Annotated in this window: 12 protein-coding genes and 1 pseudogene; 6 read left to right on the plus strand and 7 right to left on the minus strand. The window is 68.0% G+C overall.

Annotated elements, in window-relative coordinates:
- Window positions 1-234: 234 nt before the first annotated feature.
- Window positions 235-708: a TolC family protein gene (locus FURADRAFT_RS19890; protein ID WP_081455956.1), complete on the plus strand. Its 474-nt coding sequence runs from the start codon at window positions 235-237 to the stop codon at window positions 706-708.
- On the opposite strand, the gene FURADRAFT_RS12740 is transcribed toward FURADRAFT_RS19890, so the two are convergent.
- Window positions 659-1,990, minus strand: coding sequence for an ATP-binding protein (locus FURADRAFT_RS12740; protein WP_008954571.1), 1,332 nt, complete (start codon window positions 1,988-1,990; stop codon window positions 659-661). The genes FURADRAFT_RS19890 and FURADRAFT_RS12740 overlap by 50 nt on opposite strands.
- Before the next feature lie 10 nt (window positions 1,991-2,000).
- Window positions 2,001-2,726: an osmolarity response regulator transcription factor OmpR gene (ompR, locus tag FURADRAFT_RS12745; protein ID WP_008954572.1), complete on the minus strand. Its 726-nt coding sequence runs from the start codon at window positions 2,724-2,726 to the stop codon at window positions 2,001-2,003.
- Window positions 2,727-2,894: 168 nt separating this feature from the next.
- Here ompR and FURADRAFT_RS12750 point away from each other — a divergent pair, with 168 nt between their 5' ends.
- The 3 genes from FURADRAFT_RS12750 (at window position 2,895) to FURADRAFT_RS12760 (ending at window position 4,124) form a co-directional block, all read left to right on the plus strand.
- A complete protein-coding gene (locus FURADRAFT_RS12750) occupies window positions 2,895-3,122 on the plus strand; it encodes a hypothetical protein (RefSeq protein WP_008954573.1) in 228 nt (75 codons plus the stop codon).
- A gap of 63 nt (window positions 3,123-3,185) precedes the next feature.
- Window positions 3,186-3,572 (plus strand): hypothetical protein, encoded by a 387-nt coding sequence (locus FURADRAFT_RS12755; protein WP_014085518.1) that lies wholly within the window; start codon window positions 3,186-3,188, stop codon window positions 3,570-3,572.
- A 105-nt stretch (window positions 3,573-3,677) separates the two neighbouring features.
- Entirely contained in the window at window positions 3,678-4,124 is a 447-nt protein-coding gene (locus FURADRAFT_RS12760) for a hypothetical protein (protein WP_008954575.1), read from the plus strand.
- 104 nt (window positions 4,125-4,228) lie between these two features.
- Here FURADRAFT_RS12760 and FURADRAFT_RS12765 read toward each other — a convergent pair whose 3' ends face one another.
- Both FURADRAFT_RS12765 and FURADRAFT_RS12770 read right to left on the minus strand, forming a co-directional pair.
- Window positions 4,229-5,203 (minus strand): quinone oxidoreductase family protein, encoded by a 975-nt coding sequence (locus tag FURADRAFT_RS12765; RefSeq protein WP_008954576.1) that lies wholly within the window; start codon window positions 5,201-5,203, stop codon window positions 4,229-4,231.
- A 112-nt stretch (window positions 5,204-5,315) separates the two neighbouring features.
- Complete coding sequence (locus tag FURADRAFT_RS12770; RefSeq protein WP_008954577.1) at window positions 5,316-5,909, minus strand: YqiA/YcfP family alpha/beta fold hydrolase; 594 nt, start codon at window positions 5,907-5,909, stop codon at window positions 5,316-5,318.
- A 291-nt stretch (window positions 5,910-6,200) separates the two neighbouring features.
- On the opposite strand from FURADRAFT_RS12770, the gene FURADRAFT_RS12775 reads away from it, so the two are divergent.
- Window positions 6,201-6,716: an acyloxyacyl hydrolase gene (locus FURADRAFT_RS12775; protein ID WP_008954578.1), complete on the plus strand. Its 516-nt coding sequence runs from the start codon at window positions 6,201-6,203 to the stop codon at window positions 6,714-6,716.
- A 19-nt stretch (window positions 6,717-6,735) separates the two neighbouring features.
- Here FURADRAFT_RS12775 and FURADRAFT_RS12780 read toward each other — a convergent pair whose 3' ends face one another.
- Window positions 6,736-7,503, minus strand: a complete 768-nt coding sequence (locus FURADRAFT_RS12780; protein WP_008954579.1) for a substrate-binding periplasmic protein — start codon at window positions 7,501-7,503, stop codon at window positions 6,736-6,738.
- A 112-nt stretch (window positions 7,504-7,615) separates the two neighbouring features.
- Between FURADRAFT_RS12780 and metH the strand changes: the two are divergent.
- A pseudogene (metH, locus tag FURADRAFT_RS12785) lies at window positions 7,616-11,334 on the plus strand (methionine synthase).
- Window positions 11,335-11,448: 114 nt separating this feature from the next.
- Here metH and FURADRAFT_RS12790 read toward each other — a convergent pair.
- Both FURADRAFT_RS12790 and FURADRAFT_RS12795 read right to left on the minus strand, forming a co-directional pair.
- Entirely contained in the window at window positions 11,449-12,591 is a 1,143-nt protein-coding gene (locus tag FURADRAFT_RS12790; RefSeq protein WP_008954582.1) for a cystathionine gamma-synthase, read from the minus strand.
- A 192-nt stretch (window positions 12,592-12,783) separates the two neighbouring features.
- Complete coding sequence (locus FURADRAFT_RS12795) at window positions 12,784-14,145, minus strand: pyridoxal-phosphate dependent enzyme (protein ID WP_008954583.1); 1,362 nt, start codon at window positions 14,143-14,145, stop codon at window positions 12,784-12,786.
- Between the last annotated feature and the right edge of the window lie 43 nt (window positions 14,146-14,188).

Below are 14,188 nucleotides of genomic sequence, written 5' to 3' on the forward strand. Positions count from 1 at the left end.
CAAGCGGCGTGACGCGGCCGCAGCTGGAGCACGCCATCGCCGTGCTGTTGAGCCGCCCGCCGGCCAGCTTCACGCTGGCCGAAGCGCAAGCAGCGCCGGCGCTGCCGCTGCTGCCGGCCGGGCTGCCGTCGCAGCTGTTGGAGCGGCGCCCGACATCGCCGCCGCCGAGCGCCGCGTCGCGCCGCCAACGCCGCCATCGGCGTCGCCAAGGCCGGCTACTTCCCGAGCCTGACGCTGGCCGCCAGCGGCGGCTACGCCGGCGCCAGCCTGGCCGACTGGTTCAGCCTGCCGGCGCGCTTCTGGTCGCTCGGGCCGCAACTGGCGGCGACATTGTTCGACGGCGGCCTGACCCGCGCCAAGACCGCCGAGGCCACCGCCGCCTACGACGCCAGCGTCGCCAACTACCGCCAGACCGTGCTGCAGGGCTTCCAGGAAGTGGAGGACTCGCTCACCGCGATCCGCCTGCTCGATCAGCAGGCGGCGTTGCAGGTGGAAACGCTGGCCGCCGCGCGCGAGGCCGAGACCATCGCCCGCAACCAGTACCAGGCCGGCCTGGTGAGTTATCTGGACGTGGTCACGGTGCAGAGCACGCGCCTGTCCGCCGAGCAGAACGGACTCGCCATCCTCGCCAGCCAGCTCGCGGCGCGGGTGGCGCTGATCAAGGCGCTGGGAGGAGGGTGGCAGGCGTCGCCGCCTGCGGCAGGGTGATGCGCACGCGGAAGCCGCCCTCCGGGGCGTCTTCCAGGAACAGCGCGCCGCCGTGCTGCTTGACGATGCGCGCCACGATGGCGAGGCCCAGGCCGCTGCCGCCGTCGGTGCCGCGGTGTTCGGCCAACCTTTCGAACGGCGCCAGCGCGTTCTCGCGCTGCGCCGGGGCGATGCCGCTGCCCCGGTCGCTCACCGTCAGCGTCACCGTGGTCATGTCGGCGTCCACCCCCACCCGTACCGGCGGGCGGCCGTAGCGCCGCGCGTTCTCGATCAGGTTGGTGAGCAGGCGCTCCAGCGCCAGCGCGTCGGCCTCGATTTCCGGCTCGGCGCCGCGCCGCAGCCCCACCTCCATGCCCTCGCGGCGGAAGCGCGCCACCACGCTGGCGGCCAGTTCCGCCAGCGCCACCGGTTCGCGCCGGCTGGTCTCCTCGCTGCGCGCGAAGTCGACGAACTGGCGCACGATGCGCGACAGCTCGTCGATGTCGGCCAGCATGTCGTCCTTGTCCTGGCTGTTCTGCTGCAGCTCCACTGTCAACTTGAGCCGGGTCAGCGGCGTGCGCAGGTCGTGCGACAGCCCGGCCAGCATCAGCCGCCGCTCGCGCGCCGCGTCGTCCAGCGCCTCGGCCATGCGGTTGAAGCGCTTGGCCAGCACGCGCACCTCGCTCGGGCCGGACGGCGGCACCGGCTCCGGCTTGTAGCCGCTCTCCAGCTGGCGTGCCGCGTGCGCCAGATCGGTGAGCGGGCGCGTCACGCGCCACGCCAGCACCGAGGCGGCCAGGATCGCCAAGAGCGAGAACAGCAGGCCGCCCAGCAGCACCGGCGACACCGACGGCGGGATGTAGCGTCCCACCGGCATCACCAGCCAGTAGCGCTGGCCGATCACCTGCACGTCGAGCCAGATCTCCTGGCGCTCGGTCTGTTGTGCCCACAGTACCGTCACCGGCTCGTTCATGCCGAGCGACAAGCGTTCTTGCAGCGATTGCCCCAGCGAGGGAAGGCTGGTCAGGAAGCGCTGGTCCTGGCGCGAGGCGGCCGGCAGCAGACGCGGGAAGCCGGGGCGGTTGTAGGCGATGAGGAAGTCCACCCGTTGCAGCGGGGTGAGATTGTCGAGCGCCCCCTCCAGGTCGGCCAGGGTATCGATCACCTGGGCGTAGAGCTGGTCGGCCAGCAGATGCTCGCGCTGGCGCGCGCTCATCCACAGCGTGAAGGCCTGGCTGGCCAGCACCACCAGCACCACCAGCAAGGCGAGACGGAAGAACAGCGAGCCGAGCAGACGGCGCAACGCGTGCTCCTTATTCTCGTGGCGCGCCGTCGGGCACGAACACGTAACCGTAGCCCCACACCGTCTGGATGTAGCGCGGGCCACCTTCATCGGTGTCGAGCGCGCGGCGCAGGCGCGAGATGTGCACGTCGATGCTGCGGTCGAGCGATTCGCCGTTGCCCTTGCCCAGTGCCATCTCCATCAGCTGCTCGCGCGTCATCGGTCGGCGCGGGTGGCTCGCCAGCACCGCCAGCACCGCGTACTCGGCGCTGGTCAGCGTCACCACCTTGTCCTGGTGGGTCAGCTCGCGCCGCCCGAGGTGCAGCGTGAACGGCCCGAACTCGATGGCGTCGCCCTCCTCGTGGCGTGCCGCCAGCGCCGGCGTGGCGTTGTGGCGGCGCAGCACCGACTGGATGCGCGCCACCAGCTCGCGCGGGTTGAACGGCTTGGGCAGGTAGTCGTCGGCGCCCATCTCGAGGCCGAGGATGCGGTCGATGTCCTCGCCGCGCGCGGTGAGCATGATCACCGGCACCATCTCGCCCTGCGCGCGCAGCCGGCGCACCACCGCCAGCCCGTCCTCGCCCGGCATCATCACGTCGAGCACCATCAGGTCGGGGCGGTTGCGCGCCAGCTTGCGCTGCAGTTCGCGCGCGTCCGGCAGCGTGTCCACGGTGTAGCCCTGCTGGCCGAGGTAGCGCACCAGGAGGTCGCGTAGTTTGGCGTCGTCGTCGACGACCAGGATTTTGCTGTTTTCCATAATGCCAAGAGTAGCGTGTCGCGGTAGCGGGTGTCAGCCCGGAAAGTAAACAGATTTTACATCGTGCCGCCGGCTTCAAACTCGTTAACACTTGGCGCGGATTTGCACACGGTTCGGCAACACCCGCCCCCTACACTGGCAGCATCCCCTCGCTGTCAGGAGTTCCCCATGATCCGCACTACCGTTCCGCTCGTGCTGCTGGCCATGCTCGGCGGTGGCGCCCTGGGCCTCTGGGTCGGTGCCCCGCAGCCGTCAGCGGCTACCCCGTTCTCCCCCGCCGCGCTGTCCCGCACGCCGGTGCAGCAGCAGCGCCCCGCGCTCGCCCCCCCGAGCCGGGAGCGCTACCCGGAACTCGGCTGGCGCGCCAATCAGCGGCCGTTCGAGGCCGACGTCTGAACCCTGCCGATATCATGCATGCGACGGATGGCAGGTCCGCTTGGCACAGGATAGAATGAAAGCATGAAACATCGCGTCTTCGCCGGTTTGGCGGCTTGTCTCGTTCTGGTTCTGGCGCCGCCGGCGTTGGCCGGCCGGCATGGGCCTCCCGGTGGCGGGATGGACGGCGGCGGTTTCTCGCCGCCGGGCTGGATGCAGGCCGGCCGGGGCCAGGATGGCCAAGGCCAGGACGGCGACATGCGGCGGCTGCGCGAGCTGCGCCTCAAGGAAGCCATTCGCAATGGCGACCTGAGCCGCGAAGAAGCCCGCCAGCAGCGCCCGTCGCCGCGCGAATACTGGCCGTTTGCGCCAGGCAACTCGGCCGGGGAAGGCCCGGGTGCTCCGGATAACAAGAGACGCTACTGGCGCGACAAGCGGCGACAAGCCAACGAACGCGACCGTGGCGATTGACAGCCTGCAACCGCAGGGCAAGGGGGCAACGCAGCGTGAAGGCCGTGGAGGCCTGCGCTGTACATGACCACCGCCTGAAGGAAGTCGGCTTCACAAGGGGGATGGATGCTGCGGCGACAGATGCTGGCCATGGGGGTGATGGCGCTGTTGTCAGGCTGGCCGATGACGGGCTGGTCGGCGGAGCCGTTGGCGCTTTCCTGTAGCCAGAGCATCGCCCCGCAGCGCTGCGAGCTGATGCGCTTGGGCCAGTTGTCGTGTTCCGACCTGCCGCTCGAGCACCAGCGCGAATGCGAGCAGCTGTTCACCCCGCCCCTCAACTGCTTCCGCAGCCGCGACCCCCGTGCCTGCCAGGCCCTGCAGCAGGCGCAGCAGGCTTGCGATTCACAGCGCGGCGAGGCGCGCCGGGTGTGCATCCGCGAGCGCCTGCCGGCACCGGACTGCACCCGTGCCGCCGCGCCCGAGCGCTGCCGCCAGCGGGCGGAGGCGGAACAGGCCTGCAGCGAACGCTACGGCGCGGACTACCGCGAGTGCGTCGCCAAGGCGATGCGTTGACCCATCCCGCGATAAATACAAAAAAGTGGCCGACCCCGTGCGGGCGTCGGCCACTTTTTTTGCCCAAGAGCCTGAACAGGCGCTAAAGCAAACGGCGCGCGGTTTTACGGCAGCAGGATCAGCGAACCGGTGGTGCGGCGCCCTTCCAGGTCGCGGTGCGCCTGGGCCGCGTCGGCCAGGGCGTAGCGGTGCGACGGGGCAACCTGCACCGCGCCGGCCCGCACCCGCTCGAACAGCGCGTTGGCCGATTCCTCCAGCTCGGCGCGGCTGGCGGTGTAGTCGCCCAGGCGGGGGCGGGTGAAGTACAGCGAGCCCTTCTGCGCCAACAGCAGCGGGGCGAATGACGGCACCGCGCCGGAGGCGTTGCCGAAGCTGACAAACATGCCGCGCGGTGCCAGGCAGTTCAGCGAGATTTCGAAGGTATCCTTGCCCACCGAGTCGTACACCACCGGCACGCCCTGTCCGGCGGTGATCTCGCGCACCCGCTCCACCACGTTCTCGGTACTGTAGTTGATGACGTGGGCGCAGCCCAGCTCGCGGGCCCGCTGCGCTTTGGCGTCCGAGCCCACCGTGCCGATCACGTTGACGCCGAGCGAACTCAGCCACTGCACCGCGATCTGCCCGACGCCGCCGGCGGCGGCGTGCCACAGTACGGTCTGGCCCGGCTGCACCGGGTAGGTGCGACGAATCAGGTACTCCACGGTCATGCCCTGCAGCATCATGCAGGCCGCCTGTTCGTCGCCGATCTCGTCCGGCAGCTTCACCAGCACCGCCGCCGGGATCAGGCGCTCGCCGCTGTAGGCACCGAGCGGGCCGCCGCAGTAGGCGACCCGGTCGCCCACCCGCACCTGCTCGACGCCGGCGCCCACCGCCTCGACCACCCCGGCCGCCTCGGTGCCGAGCCCGGACGGCAGGCTGGCCGGGTAGAGCCCGCTGCGCACGTAGGTGTCGATGAAGTTGACGCCGATGGCGCTATGGCGCAGCCGCACTTCGCCCGGTCCGGGCGCGCCCACTTCCACGGTTTCGGTCTGCAGCACCTCGGGTCCACCGGTCTGGTAAAAGCGGATGGCAAGCGTCATGTCGGGTCTCCTCAAGCGATGTCGATCTAGGTCGGCATAGTGTCGCGGCGGCGCCGGCCGCGCAATGGCCGTGGCAGAACAGGCTGTTTCGCGCAGCGAACAGCGGGCGGCGTTACGTCTCGTCCACCCGTTCCCTGCGCTCGTCGCCCGCCCACGCCAGCACCCCCGGCAGGCATTCCGGCCAGCGGGCCAGGCGGTGATCGTCGCCAAAGAACACGGTCTGGCGCGCACCGCGGTAGTGGCGCACCGCCTCGCGCCAGTCCAGCACCTCGTCGGCGGTGCCCAGCACCAGCCAGTAGCGCTCCGCGTTGGGCCGCTCCACGGCGAGCCGGCGCAGCGCCGTCAGGTCGGCCTCGCCGAGCGTGTACTGCTCGCCGGTATAGGGGTTGGTCTGTGGCCCGATATAGGCGGCCAGCGAGCGGTCGGGGCGTACCGCCGGGTTGATCAGCACCGCGCGCAGCCCCAGCGCCTCGGCCAGCCAGCTGGCGTAGAACCCCCCCAGCGAACTGCCGATCAGCAGCGTGTCCGCCGGCAGCCTCTGCAGCAGCGCCGTGGCGGCGGCGATGGCATCGGCCGGGTGTGGCGGCAGGCGCGGGCAGTGAAACGTTTCGGCCAACCCGCACTGGTCGAGAAAGGCCGCGGTTTCTCGCGCCTTGGCCGAGTGTTCGCTGGAATTGAAACCGTGCAGATAGACGATGTGTGGCATGGCTGACCTGAGAACGTGTTTACGATCTTGCTGCGCATCCCTGATCGGGGCTCATGTGCTGCTCGGAATCCTCATGTACTCTAGTACATTCCGGTTCTTGCGCTGCTCTTCACCCCGCTGAGGGCTGCTCGCGACAGATCGTGAACAGGTTCTGTAAGCGAGGTTGGTGAAAGGGACGGGGCCGGCATGGAAGGCGGATGAGCGCATCGCCTTGTGCATGACATGCGGACCACTATACTTTTTTTAACTGGCCTTTGTCCGTCACCGGTCTGCCGTCAAAGGATGCCGATAATGAAAACAAGTACCATCGTCGCCGGCTTGCTGTTCACCGTTGCCCTGATGCCTGCCGCCCAGGCGCTCGATCTGTCGCTGTCGCTGGGGAAAAGCGGGGAGGGGTCCGATTATTACCGCCTAGGCCTGCAGCAGGACTTCACCCAGAGCTGGTGGAACAGCCCCACCGGCCGCCTCACCGGCTACTGGGACGTCGGCCTGACCCACTGGGCCGGCGACCAGGCCGCCAGCAACCAGACGCTGTCGTTCTCGCCGGTGCTGGTCTACGAATTCAGCAACAGCGACATCCGTCCCTTCGTCGAGGCCGGCATCGGGCTCGCCGCGTTCCGCCATACCCAGGTCGAGGATCACCAGCTGGGCAGCGCGCTGCAGCTCGAGGACCGCATCGGCATCGGCCTGCGTTTCGGCACCCGCCACGCCCTCGGCCTGCGCGCCATCCATTACTCCAACGCCGGACTCAAGCAGCCCAACGACGGCATCGAGGCCTATTCGCTGTACTACCAGCTGCGTTACTGATGGCGTGGCCGCGCTGTGCTCAATTGGCCTGCCACTGATAGGCCTTGAGAATGGTCTTGAGCTTGCCGCTCTTGTGCAGCCGGGCGATGGCCTGGTTCAGCTCGGTCACGCTGTAGCGGCTGGCCGGGGCCACCGCGCACATGGTCGGCATGGTGGACACCACCACCGGCAGCATCTCCAGCTTGCGCGCCTCGAACGGGTAGCTGCGCGCCCAGTAGGCGAATTCCAGTTCGGAATGGATGGCGACGTCGATCAGTTTCTTCTGCAGCGATTTCATCAACAGCTCGATGCGCGCTTCGTCCACGCGCGTGGCCTGGCCGCTGGCCCACAGCGCCTCCACCGCCGGATAGTGGTAACCGCGCGTGGTGCCGATGCGCTTGCCCGCCAGTTCTTCCAGGTGCCGCAGCGGGTGGTTCGACCTGAGCGCGATCAGCCGTTCCACCTGCGGGTACAGCTCCTGGGTCCAGCCCAGGCGGCTGGCGTTGCCGTACCACAAGGGGTTGGCGTTGCAGTGGATGTCGACCTTGTTGGCCTCGATGTTCTGCTCCACCCGCTTGCGCGACACCACGATGAATTGCGCCGTGGTGCCCAGCTCTTCTGCCAGTGCCGTCCCCAGTTCCTTGTACAGGCCGCCCACCAGCCCCTGCTGCGGATCGCTGGCCAGCTCCACGATGGGCGGGCCGTCCGAATCCGACACGCCGATGCGTAATACCGCTGCCGCCTGCGCGGACAGTCCCCCCCCTAAGGCCAGCACCATCGCCAGCACTGGTTTATGCGCCCTGAACATAAGCTTCTGCTCTCTTCTTCTTAAAGGTTGGCGGGTTCGGTACGGACAGCATGGTAAGATGCCAGACCGATGACGCCACCTTCCCGTTTTAGACGATAACCACTTGTTTGCCATGACGATCGCCACCAACCCCACCCTATACGATCACCTGTCGCGCCGTATCCTGATACTGGACGGTGGCATGGGCACCATGATCCAGCGCCACCAGCTCACCGAACAGGACTACCGCGGCGAACGTTTTGCGGACTGGCGTTGCGACGTCAAGGGCAACAACGACCTCTTGGTGCTGACCCAGCCCGGCATCATCGGCGGCATTCACCAGGCCTACCTCGATGCCGGCGCCGACATCGTCGAGACCAACACCTTCAACGCCACCTCGATCGCCATGGCCGACTACGAGATGGAAGCGCTGGTGTGGGAGATCAACCACGCCGCGGCGCGTCTGGTGAAGGAGCTGTGCGTCGCCGAGACCGCGAAGAACCCCGCCAAGCCGCGCTACTGCGCCGGCGTGCTGGGGCCGACCAACCGCACCTGTTCCATCAGCCCGGACGTCAACGACCCGGGCTACCGCAACGTCACCTTCGATGCCCTGGTCGAGAGCTACACCGAGGCGATCGACGGCCTGGTCAAGGGCGGCGCCGACCTGCTGCTGGTCGAGACCATCTTCGACACGCTCAACGCCAAGGCGGCGGTGTTCGCCATCCACAAGTATTTCGACGAGCGCCCGGAGGCGATCCGGCTGCCGATCATGGTGTCCGGCACCATCACCGACCAGTCCGGCCGTACCCTGACCGGTCAGACGACAGAGGCATTTTACAACTCACTTTCGCATGCCGATGCAATTTCTTTTGGCCTGAATTGTGCGCTGGGGCCGGACCTGTTGCGTCCCTACGTCGAGGAAATGGCGCGCATCTCGTCCACCTTCGTTTCGGTGCACGCCAACGCCGGCCTGCCCAACGCCTTCGGCGGCTATGACCTGTCGCCGGCGGACATGGCGGTCAACGTCAGGGAGTGGGCCGAATCGGGCCTGATCAATATCGTCGGCGGCTGCTGCGGCACCACACCGGAGCACATCGGGGCGATTTATCAGGCGGTGCAGGACCTGCCGCCGCGCGCGCTGCCGGCGCTCGAACCCAAGTGCCGCCTGTCCGGCCTCGAGCCGTTCAACATCGGCGACAACGACCTGTTCGTGAACGTCGGCGAGCGCACCAACGTGACCGGTTCGAAGGCGTTCGCGCGCCTGATCCTCAACGGCGACTACGCCACCGCGCTCGACGTGGCGCGCCAGCAGGTGGAAAACGGCGCGCAGATCATCGACATCAACATGGACGAGGGCATGCTGGACGCCCACGCCGCGATGGTGCGCTTCCTCAACCTGATCGCCGCCGAACCGGACATCGCGCGCGTGCCGATCATGATCGACTCGTCGAAGTGGGAGGTGATCGAGGCCGGCCTGAAGTGCATCCAGGGCAAGGGCATCGTCAACTCGATCTCGATGAAGGAAGGCGTCGACAAGTTCGTCGAGCAGGCGCGCCTGATCCGCCGCTACGGCGCGGCGGTGATCGTGATGGCGTTCGACGAAGCCGGCCAGGCCGACACCTACGCGCGCAAGGTCGAGATCTGCGAGAAGAGCTACCGCATCCTGGTGGACGAGGTGGGTTTCCCGCCGGAAGACATCATCTTCGACCCCAACATCTTCGCCGTCGCCACCGGCATCGAGGAACACGCGCGCTACGGCCTCGACTTCATCGAGGCCACCGGCTGGATCAAGCAGAACCTGCCGCACGCCAAGATTTCCGGCGGCGTGTCCAACGTGTCGTTCTCGTTCCGCGGCAACAACAAGGTGCGCGAGGCGATCCACGCCGTGTTCCTGTACCACGCCATCAAGCGCGGCATGACCATGGGCATCGTCAACGCCGGCGCGCTGGAGGTGTACGACGAAGTCGACCCGGTGCTGCGCGAGCGCATCGAGGATGTGGTGCTGATGCAGGGCGACGACAGCATGGCCGCCACCGAGGCGCTGATCACGTTGGCCGAAAGCTTCCGCGGCGACGCCAAGGAGGCCAAGGGCGAAGATCTGGCGTGGCGCAGCCTGCCGGTGGAGAAGCGCCTGGAACACGCGCTGATCAAGGGCATTACCACCTATATCGTCGAAGATACCGAAGAAGTCCGCCTCAAGTGCGAGCGCCCGATCCACGTCATCGAAGGCCCGCTGATGGACGGCATGAACGTGGTCGGCGACCTGTTCGGCGCCGGCAAGATGTTCCTGCCGCAGGTGGTGAAATCCGCGCGCGTGATGAAGGCCGCCGTGGCGCACCTCGAGCCGTTCATCGAGGAAGAGAAGATCGCCATGGGCCTGCAGGACGCGCCGGCCAAGGGCGTGATCATCATGGCCACGGTCAAGGGCGACGTGCACGACATCGGCAAGAACATCGTCGGCGTGGTGCTGCGCTGTAACAACTACAAGGTGATCGACCTGGGCGTGATGGTGCCGTGCCAGAAGATTCTGGACGCGGCGATCGAGCACAAGGCCGACATCATCGGCCTGTCCGGCCTGATCACCCCGTCGCTGGAAGAAATGAGCCACGTGGCCAAAGAGATGCAGCGCCAGGGCTTTACCATTCCGCTGCTGATCGGCGGCGCCACCACCAGCCGCGTGCACACCGCGGTGAAGATCGCCCCCAACTACCACGGCCCGGTGATCTACGTGCCGGACGCCAGCCGCGCCGTCGGCGTGTGCTCCAACCTGCTGTCCGACACCCTGCGCGACGTGTTCGTCGAGGAGGTCGCCGCCGACTACGCCAAGGCGCGCGCCATCTTCGAGGGCCGCGGCGAGGCCAAGCTGCTGCCGATCGCCGAAGCCCGCGAACAGCGCCACCAGATCGACTGGGCGAACTACACCCCGCCCAAGCCGTCCTGGCTCGGCGTGCGCCGCTTCGAGCACTACGACCTGGCCGAGATCGCCCGCTGCATCGACTGGACGCCGTTCTTCCAGAGCTGGGAGCTGGCCGGCCGCTACCCGGCCATCCTGTCCGACGAGGTGGTGGGCGAATCGGCGCGCGCGCTGTGGGCCGACGCCCAGGCCATGCTGAAGCAGATCATCGACGAGAAATGGCTCACCGCCAACGCCGTGATCGGGCTGTTCCCGGCCGCCAGCGTCGGCCACGACGACATCGAGATCTACCACCCCGACAGCGGCGAGCGGCTGATGACCTGGGTCGGCCTGCGCCAGCAGATCGTCAAGACCGACAAGGACGGCAACAGGAACCCGGACTGGTGCCTGGCCGACTTCATCGCGCCCAAGGACAGCGGCGTTGAGGACTACATCGGCGCCTTCGCCGTCACCGGCGGCCTCGGCATCGACCCGCACGTGGCGCGCTTCGAAGCCGCCAACGACGATATTCGGCGATCCTGCTCAAGGCGCTGGCCGACCGTTTCGCCGAGGCCTTCGCCGAGCTGATGCACCAGCGTGTGCGCACCGAGTTCTGGGGCTACGCGCCGCACGAGCAGCTCGACAACGAGGCGTTGATCGACGAGAAGTACCAGGGCATCCGCCCGGCGCCGGGCTACCCGGCCTGCCCGGACCATACCGTGAAGAAGGAGCTGTTCGAGCTCTTGGACGCCCCGGCCATCGGCATGACGCTGACCGAAGGCTACGCCATGCTGCCCACCGCGGCGGTGTCGGGCTTCTACTTCAGCCACCCCGATTCGCGCTACTTCGGCGTTGGCAAGGTGAGCCGCGATCAGGTGGAGAGCTACGCCCAGCGCCGTGGCGTCAGCGTGGAGCAGGCCCAGCGCGATCTGGCGTCGAATTTGGGGTACAACGCCTGAACCTTACCGCTCGCACCGGGCGATGCGCCGCCGTGATGCCAAGCCGGGACGTGTCCGGCTCAACAGAAACCGCCCGTCAAGGGCGGTTTTTTGCTTGATGGCGAGACGGGCCGCTCATGTCGCCGCGATCGCCTGGTCGATGTCCTCGATCAGGTCTTCGACGTCTTCCAGCCCCACCGACAGCCGTACCAGCGCGTCGGGCAGGCCGGCCTTGTGGCGCTGCTCGGGCGGGATGGCGGCGTGGGTCATGGCGGTGGGCAGGCTGACCAGCGACTCGACGCCGCCCAGGCTTTCGGCCAACGTGAACAGCCGGGTGCGGCTGGTGAAGCGGGCGCTGCGCTCGGCGCCGCCCTTGAGTTCCAGCGAGATCATGCCGCCGAAGGCGTACATCTGGCGCCGCGCCAGCTCGTGCCAGGGGCTGTCGGGCAGGCCGGGGTAGTGCACGCGCAGCACCTCGGGGTGCTCGGCCAGGTGCTGCGCCAGTTCCAGCGCGTTGGCGCAGTGCTGGCGCATGCGCAGCGCCAGCGTCTTGATACCGCGCAGCACCAGGAAGCAGTCCATCGGCCCCGGCACCGCGCCGACCGCGTTCTGCAGGAACTTGAGCGTCTGGTACAGCGCTTCGTCGTTGGTCACCAGCGCGCCGCCCACCACGTCGGAATGGCCTCCCAGGTACTTGGTGGTGCTGTGCAGCACCAGGTCGGCGCCGAGTGTCAGCGGCTGCTGCAGGTAGGGCGAGGCGAAGGTGTTGTCCACCACCACCGTGACGCCGTGCGCGTGCGCCAGCCGGGCCAGCGCGGCGATGTCGCACACCGTCAGCAGCGGGTTGCTCGGCGTCTCCAGCCACAGCAGCTTGGTGGCGGGGGTGAAGGCGGCGGCAACCGCCGCCGGGTCGGTGGCGTCGACGAAGCTGGAGGCGACGCCGAAGCGGGCGAACACCTGGGTCATCAGGCGGTAGGTGCCGCCGTACAGGTCCTGCCCGCACAGCACGTGGTCGCCGCTCGACAGCGTTTGCAGCACGGCCGTTGCCGCCGCCAGGCCGCTGGCGAACGCCAGGCCGTAGGCGCCTTCCTCCAGTGCTGCCAGGTTGGCTTCCAGCGCGCTGCGCGTGGGGTTGGCGGTGCGCGCGTAGTCGTAGCCCTGGTGTACGCCGGGGGCTTGTTGCGCGAAGGTGGAGGTCAGGTAGACCGGGGTCATGACAGCGCCGGTGGAGGGGTCCGGCGCCAGCCCGGCGTGGATGGCCTTGGTGGAGAAACGCATGGTGTGCCTCTCTTTCGGTGTAGCGACTCTTCCTGCCCGGCCGCTCGGTAGGATGGGGGGCGTAGCGCACCCCGTCACCGCGCCGGATGCGTGGCTCGATGGGTTGCGGCACTGACTGAGTGGGCAAGCGTCACGTCGCGAAGGAATAGCGCCTTCACCCATCCTGCGCAGTCCGGCGGCGGCCATCGCGCTTCAGTCGTCGGCGGCCAGCGCCCGCAGCAGATCGCTCTTGGTGATGATGTCGTAGCCGGCACTGGTGTGCACCAGCAGCGCCGGCACCTGGCTCGGCACGCGCCGCGCGATCTCGTCGAACGGGGCATCGGCTTCGAGTACCGGTAGCGGTTCGCGCAGCAGCTCGCGCACGATCAGCGCGTCCAGCGCCTTGCCGGCGAGCAGGGCATTGATCAGGTCCTGGCGGTACAGCATGCCCAGCAGCTCATCGCCGTCGAATACCGGCAGTTGCGCGCACGACAGGTCGCGCATGCGTTGCAGCGCGTCGCGCAGCGCATCGCCCGGGGCGGCGGTGGCGAGTGCGCGCGGCGGTTTGGCGCGCAGCACGTCGGCGACGGTGAGACCGGGCCGTGCCTCGAGGTAGCCGTTGGCGCGCATCCAGTCGTCGTTGTAGATCTTGCCCAGGTACTGCCGGCCGCCGTCTGGCAGCAGCACCACCATCAGGTCTCCCGGGCCCAGCCGTTCTGCCACCTGCAGCGCGGCCAGTATCGCCGCGCCGCTGGAGCCGCCGGCGAAGATGCCCTCGCTGTGCGCCAGGTGGCGCGTCATCAGGAAGCTGTCCTTGTCGCCCACCTGGATCACGTCGTCGATCACGCTCCAATCCAGCGCCCCCGGCACGAAGTCCTCGCCGATGCCTTCCAGCTTGTACACGTGTGGCTCTACCTCGCGCCCGCTGTGGAACAGGTCGTACAGGATGGAGCCTTCCGGGTCGACGCCGATCACCTGCACCGCCGGGTTCTGCTCCTTCAGGTAGCGGCCGATGCCACTGATGGTGCCGCAGGTGCCCATGCAGCAGACAAAGTGGGTGATCTTGCCTTCGGTGTCGTGCCAGATTTCCGGGCCGGTGCTGACGTAGTGCGCCCGGGTGTTGTCCGGGTTGTGGTACTGGTTGCACAGGAAGGCGCCGGGAATCTCGACCGCCAGCCGGCGCGCCACCTCGATGTACTGGCGCGGGTGGTCCGGCGGCAGGTCGGTGGGGCAGACGATCACTTCCGCCCCCATGGCGCGCAGCATGTCGATTTTTTCGCGCGATTGCTTGTCTGCGATGGTGAACACGGTGCGGTAGCCGCGTGCCGCGGCGAACATGGCGAGCCCCATGCCGGTGTTGCCCGAGGTGCATTCGACAATGGTGCCGCCCGGCGCGATCTCGCCGCGGCGCTCGGCTTCGCCGACCATGAACTGGCCGATGCGGTCCTTGACCGAGCCGCCGGGGTTCATGAATTCGAGCTTGGCGTAGACCGCGCAGTCGAACTGGCGGGTGAGGCGGTTCAGCCGCACCAGCGGGGTGTGGCCGATGGCGTCCAGAATGCTCTCGTACTTCATGGCGTTCCTCCATGCCGTGAGCCGGGGTGGAGTTCAGGGGACT

Origin of the sequence: Pseudogulbenkiania ferrooxidans 2002 (assembly GCF_000174355.1) — a bacterium.
GTDB lineage: Bacteria > Pseudomonadota > Gammaproteobacteria > Burkholderiales > Chromobacteriaceae > Pseudogulbenkiania > Pseudogulbenkiania ferrooxidans.

Bases quoted from the DNA above. Each gene is read 5' to 3' on its own strand.
- ompR (WP_008954572.1), bottom strand. From the start codon at position 2,726: ATGGAAAACAGCAAAATCCTGGTCGTCGACGACGACGCCAAACTACGC.
- FURADRAFT_RS12750 (WP_008954573.1), top strand. From the start codon at position 2,895: ATGATCCGCACTACCGTTCCGCTCGTGCTGCTGGCCATGCTCGGCGGT.
- FURADRAFT_RS12755 (WP_014085518.1), top strand. From the start codon at position 3,186: ATGAAACATCGCGTCTTCGCCGGTTTGGCGGCTTGTCTCGTTCTGGTT.
- FURADRAFT_RS12760 (WP_008954575.1), top strand. From the start codon at position 3,678: ATGCTGCGGCGACAGATGCTGGCCATGGGGGTGATGGCGCTGTTGTCA.
- FURADRAFT_RS12765 (WP_008954576.1), bottom strand. From the start codon at position 5,203: ATGACGCTTGCCATCCGCTTTTACCAGACCGGTGGACCCGAGGTGCTG.
- FURADRAFT_RS12770 (WP_008954577.1), bottom strand. From the start codon at position 5,909: ATGCCACACATCGTCTATCTGCACGGTTTCAATTCCAGCGAACACTCG.
- FURADRAFT_RS12775 (WP_008954578.1), top strand. From the start codon at position 6,201: ATGAAAACAAGTACCATCGTCGCCGGCTTGCTGTTCACCGTTGCCCTG.
- FURADRAFT_RS12780 (WP_008954579.1), bottom strand. From the start codon at position 7,503: ATGTTCAGGGCGCATAAACCAGTGCTGGCGATGGTGCTGGCCTTAGGG.
- FURADRAFT_RS12790 (WP_008954582.1), bottom strand. From the start codon at position 12,591: ATGCGTTTCTCCACCAAGGCCATCCACGCCGGGCTGGCGCCGGACCCC.
- FURADRAFT_RS12795 (WP_008954583.1), bottom strand. From the start codon at position 14,145: ATGAAGTACGAGAGCATTCTGGACGCCATCGGCCACACCCCGCTGGTG.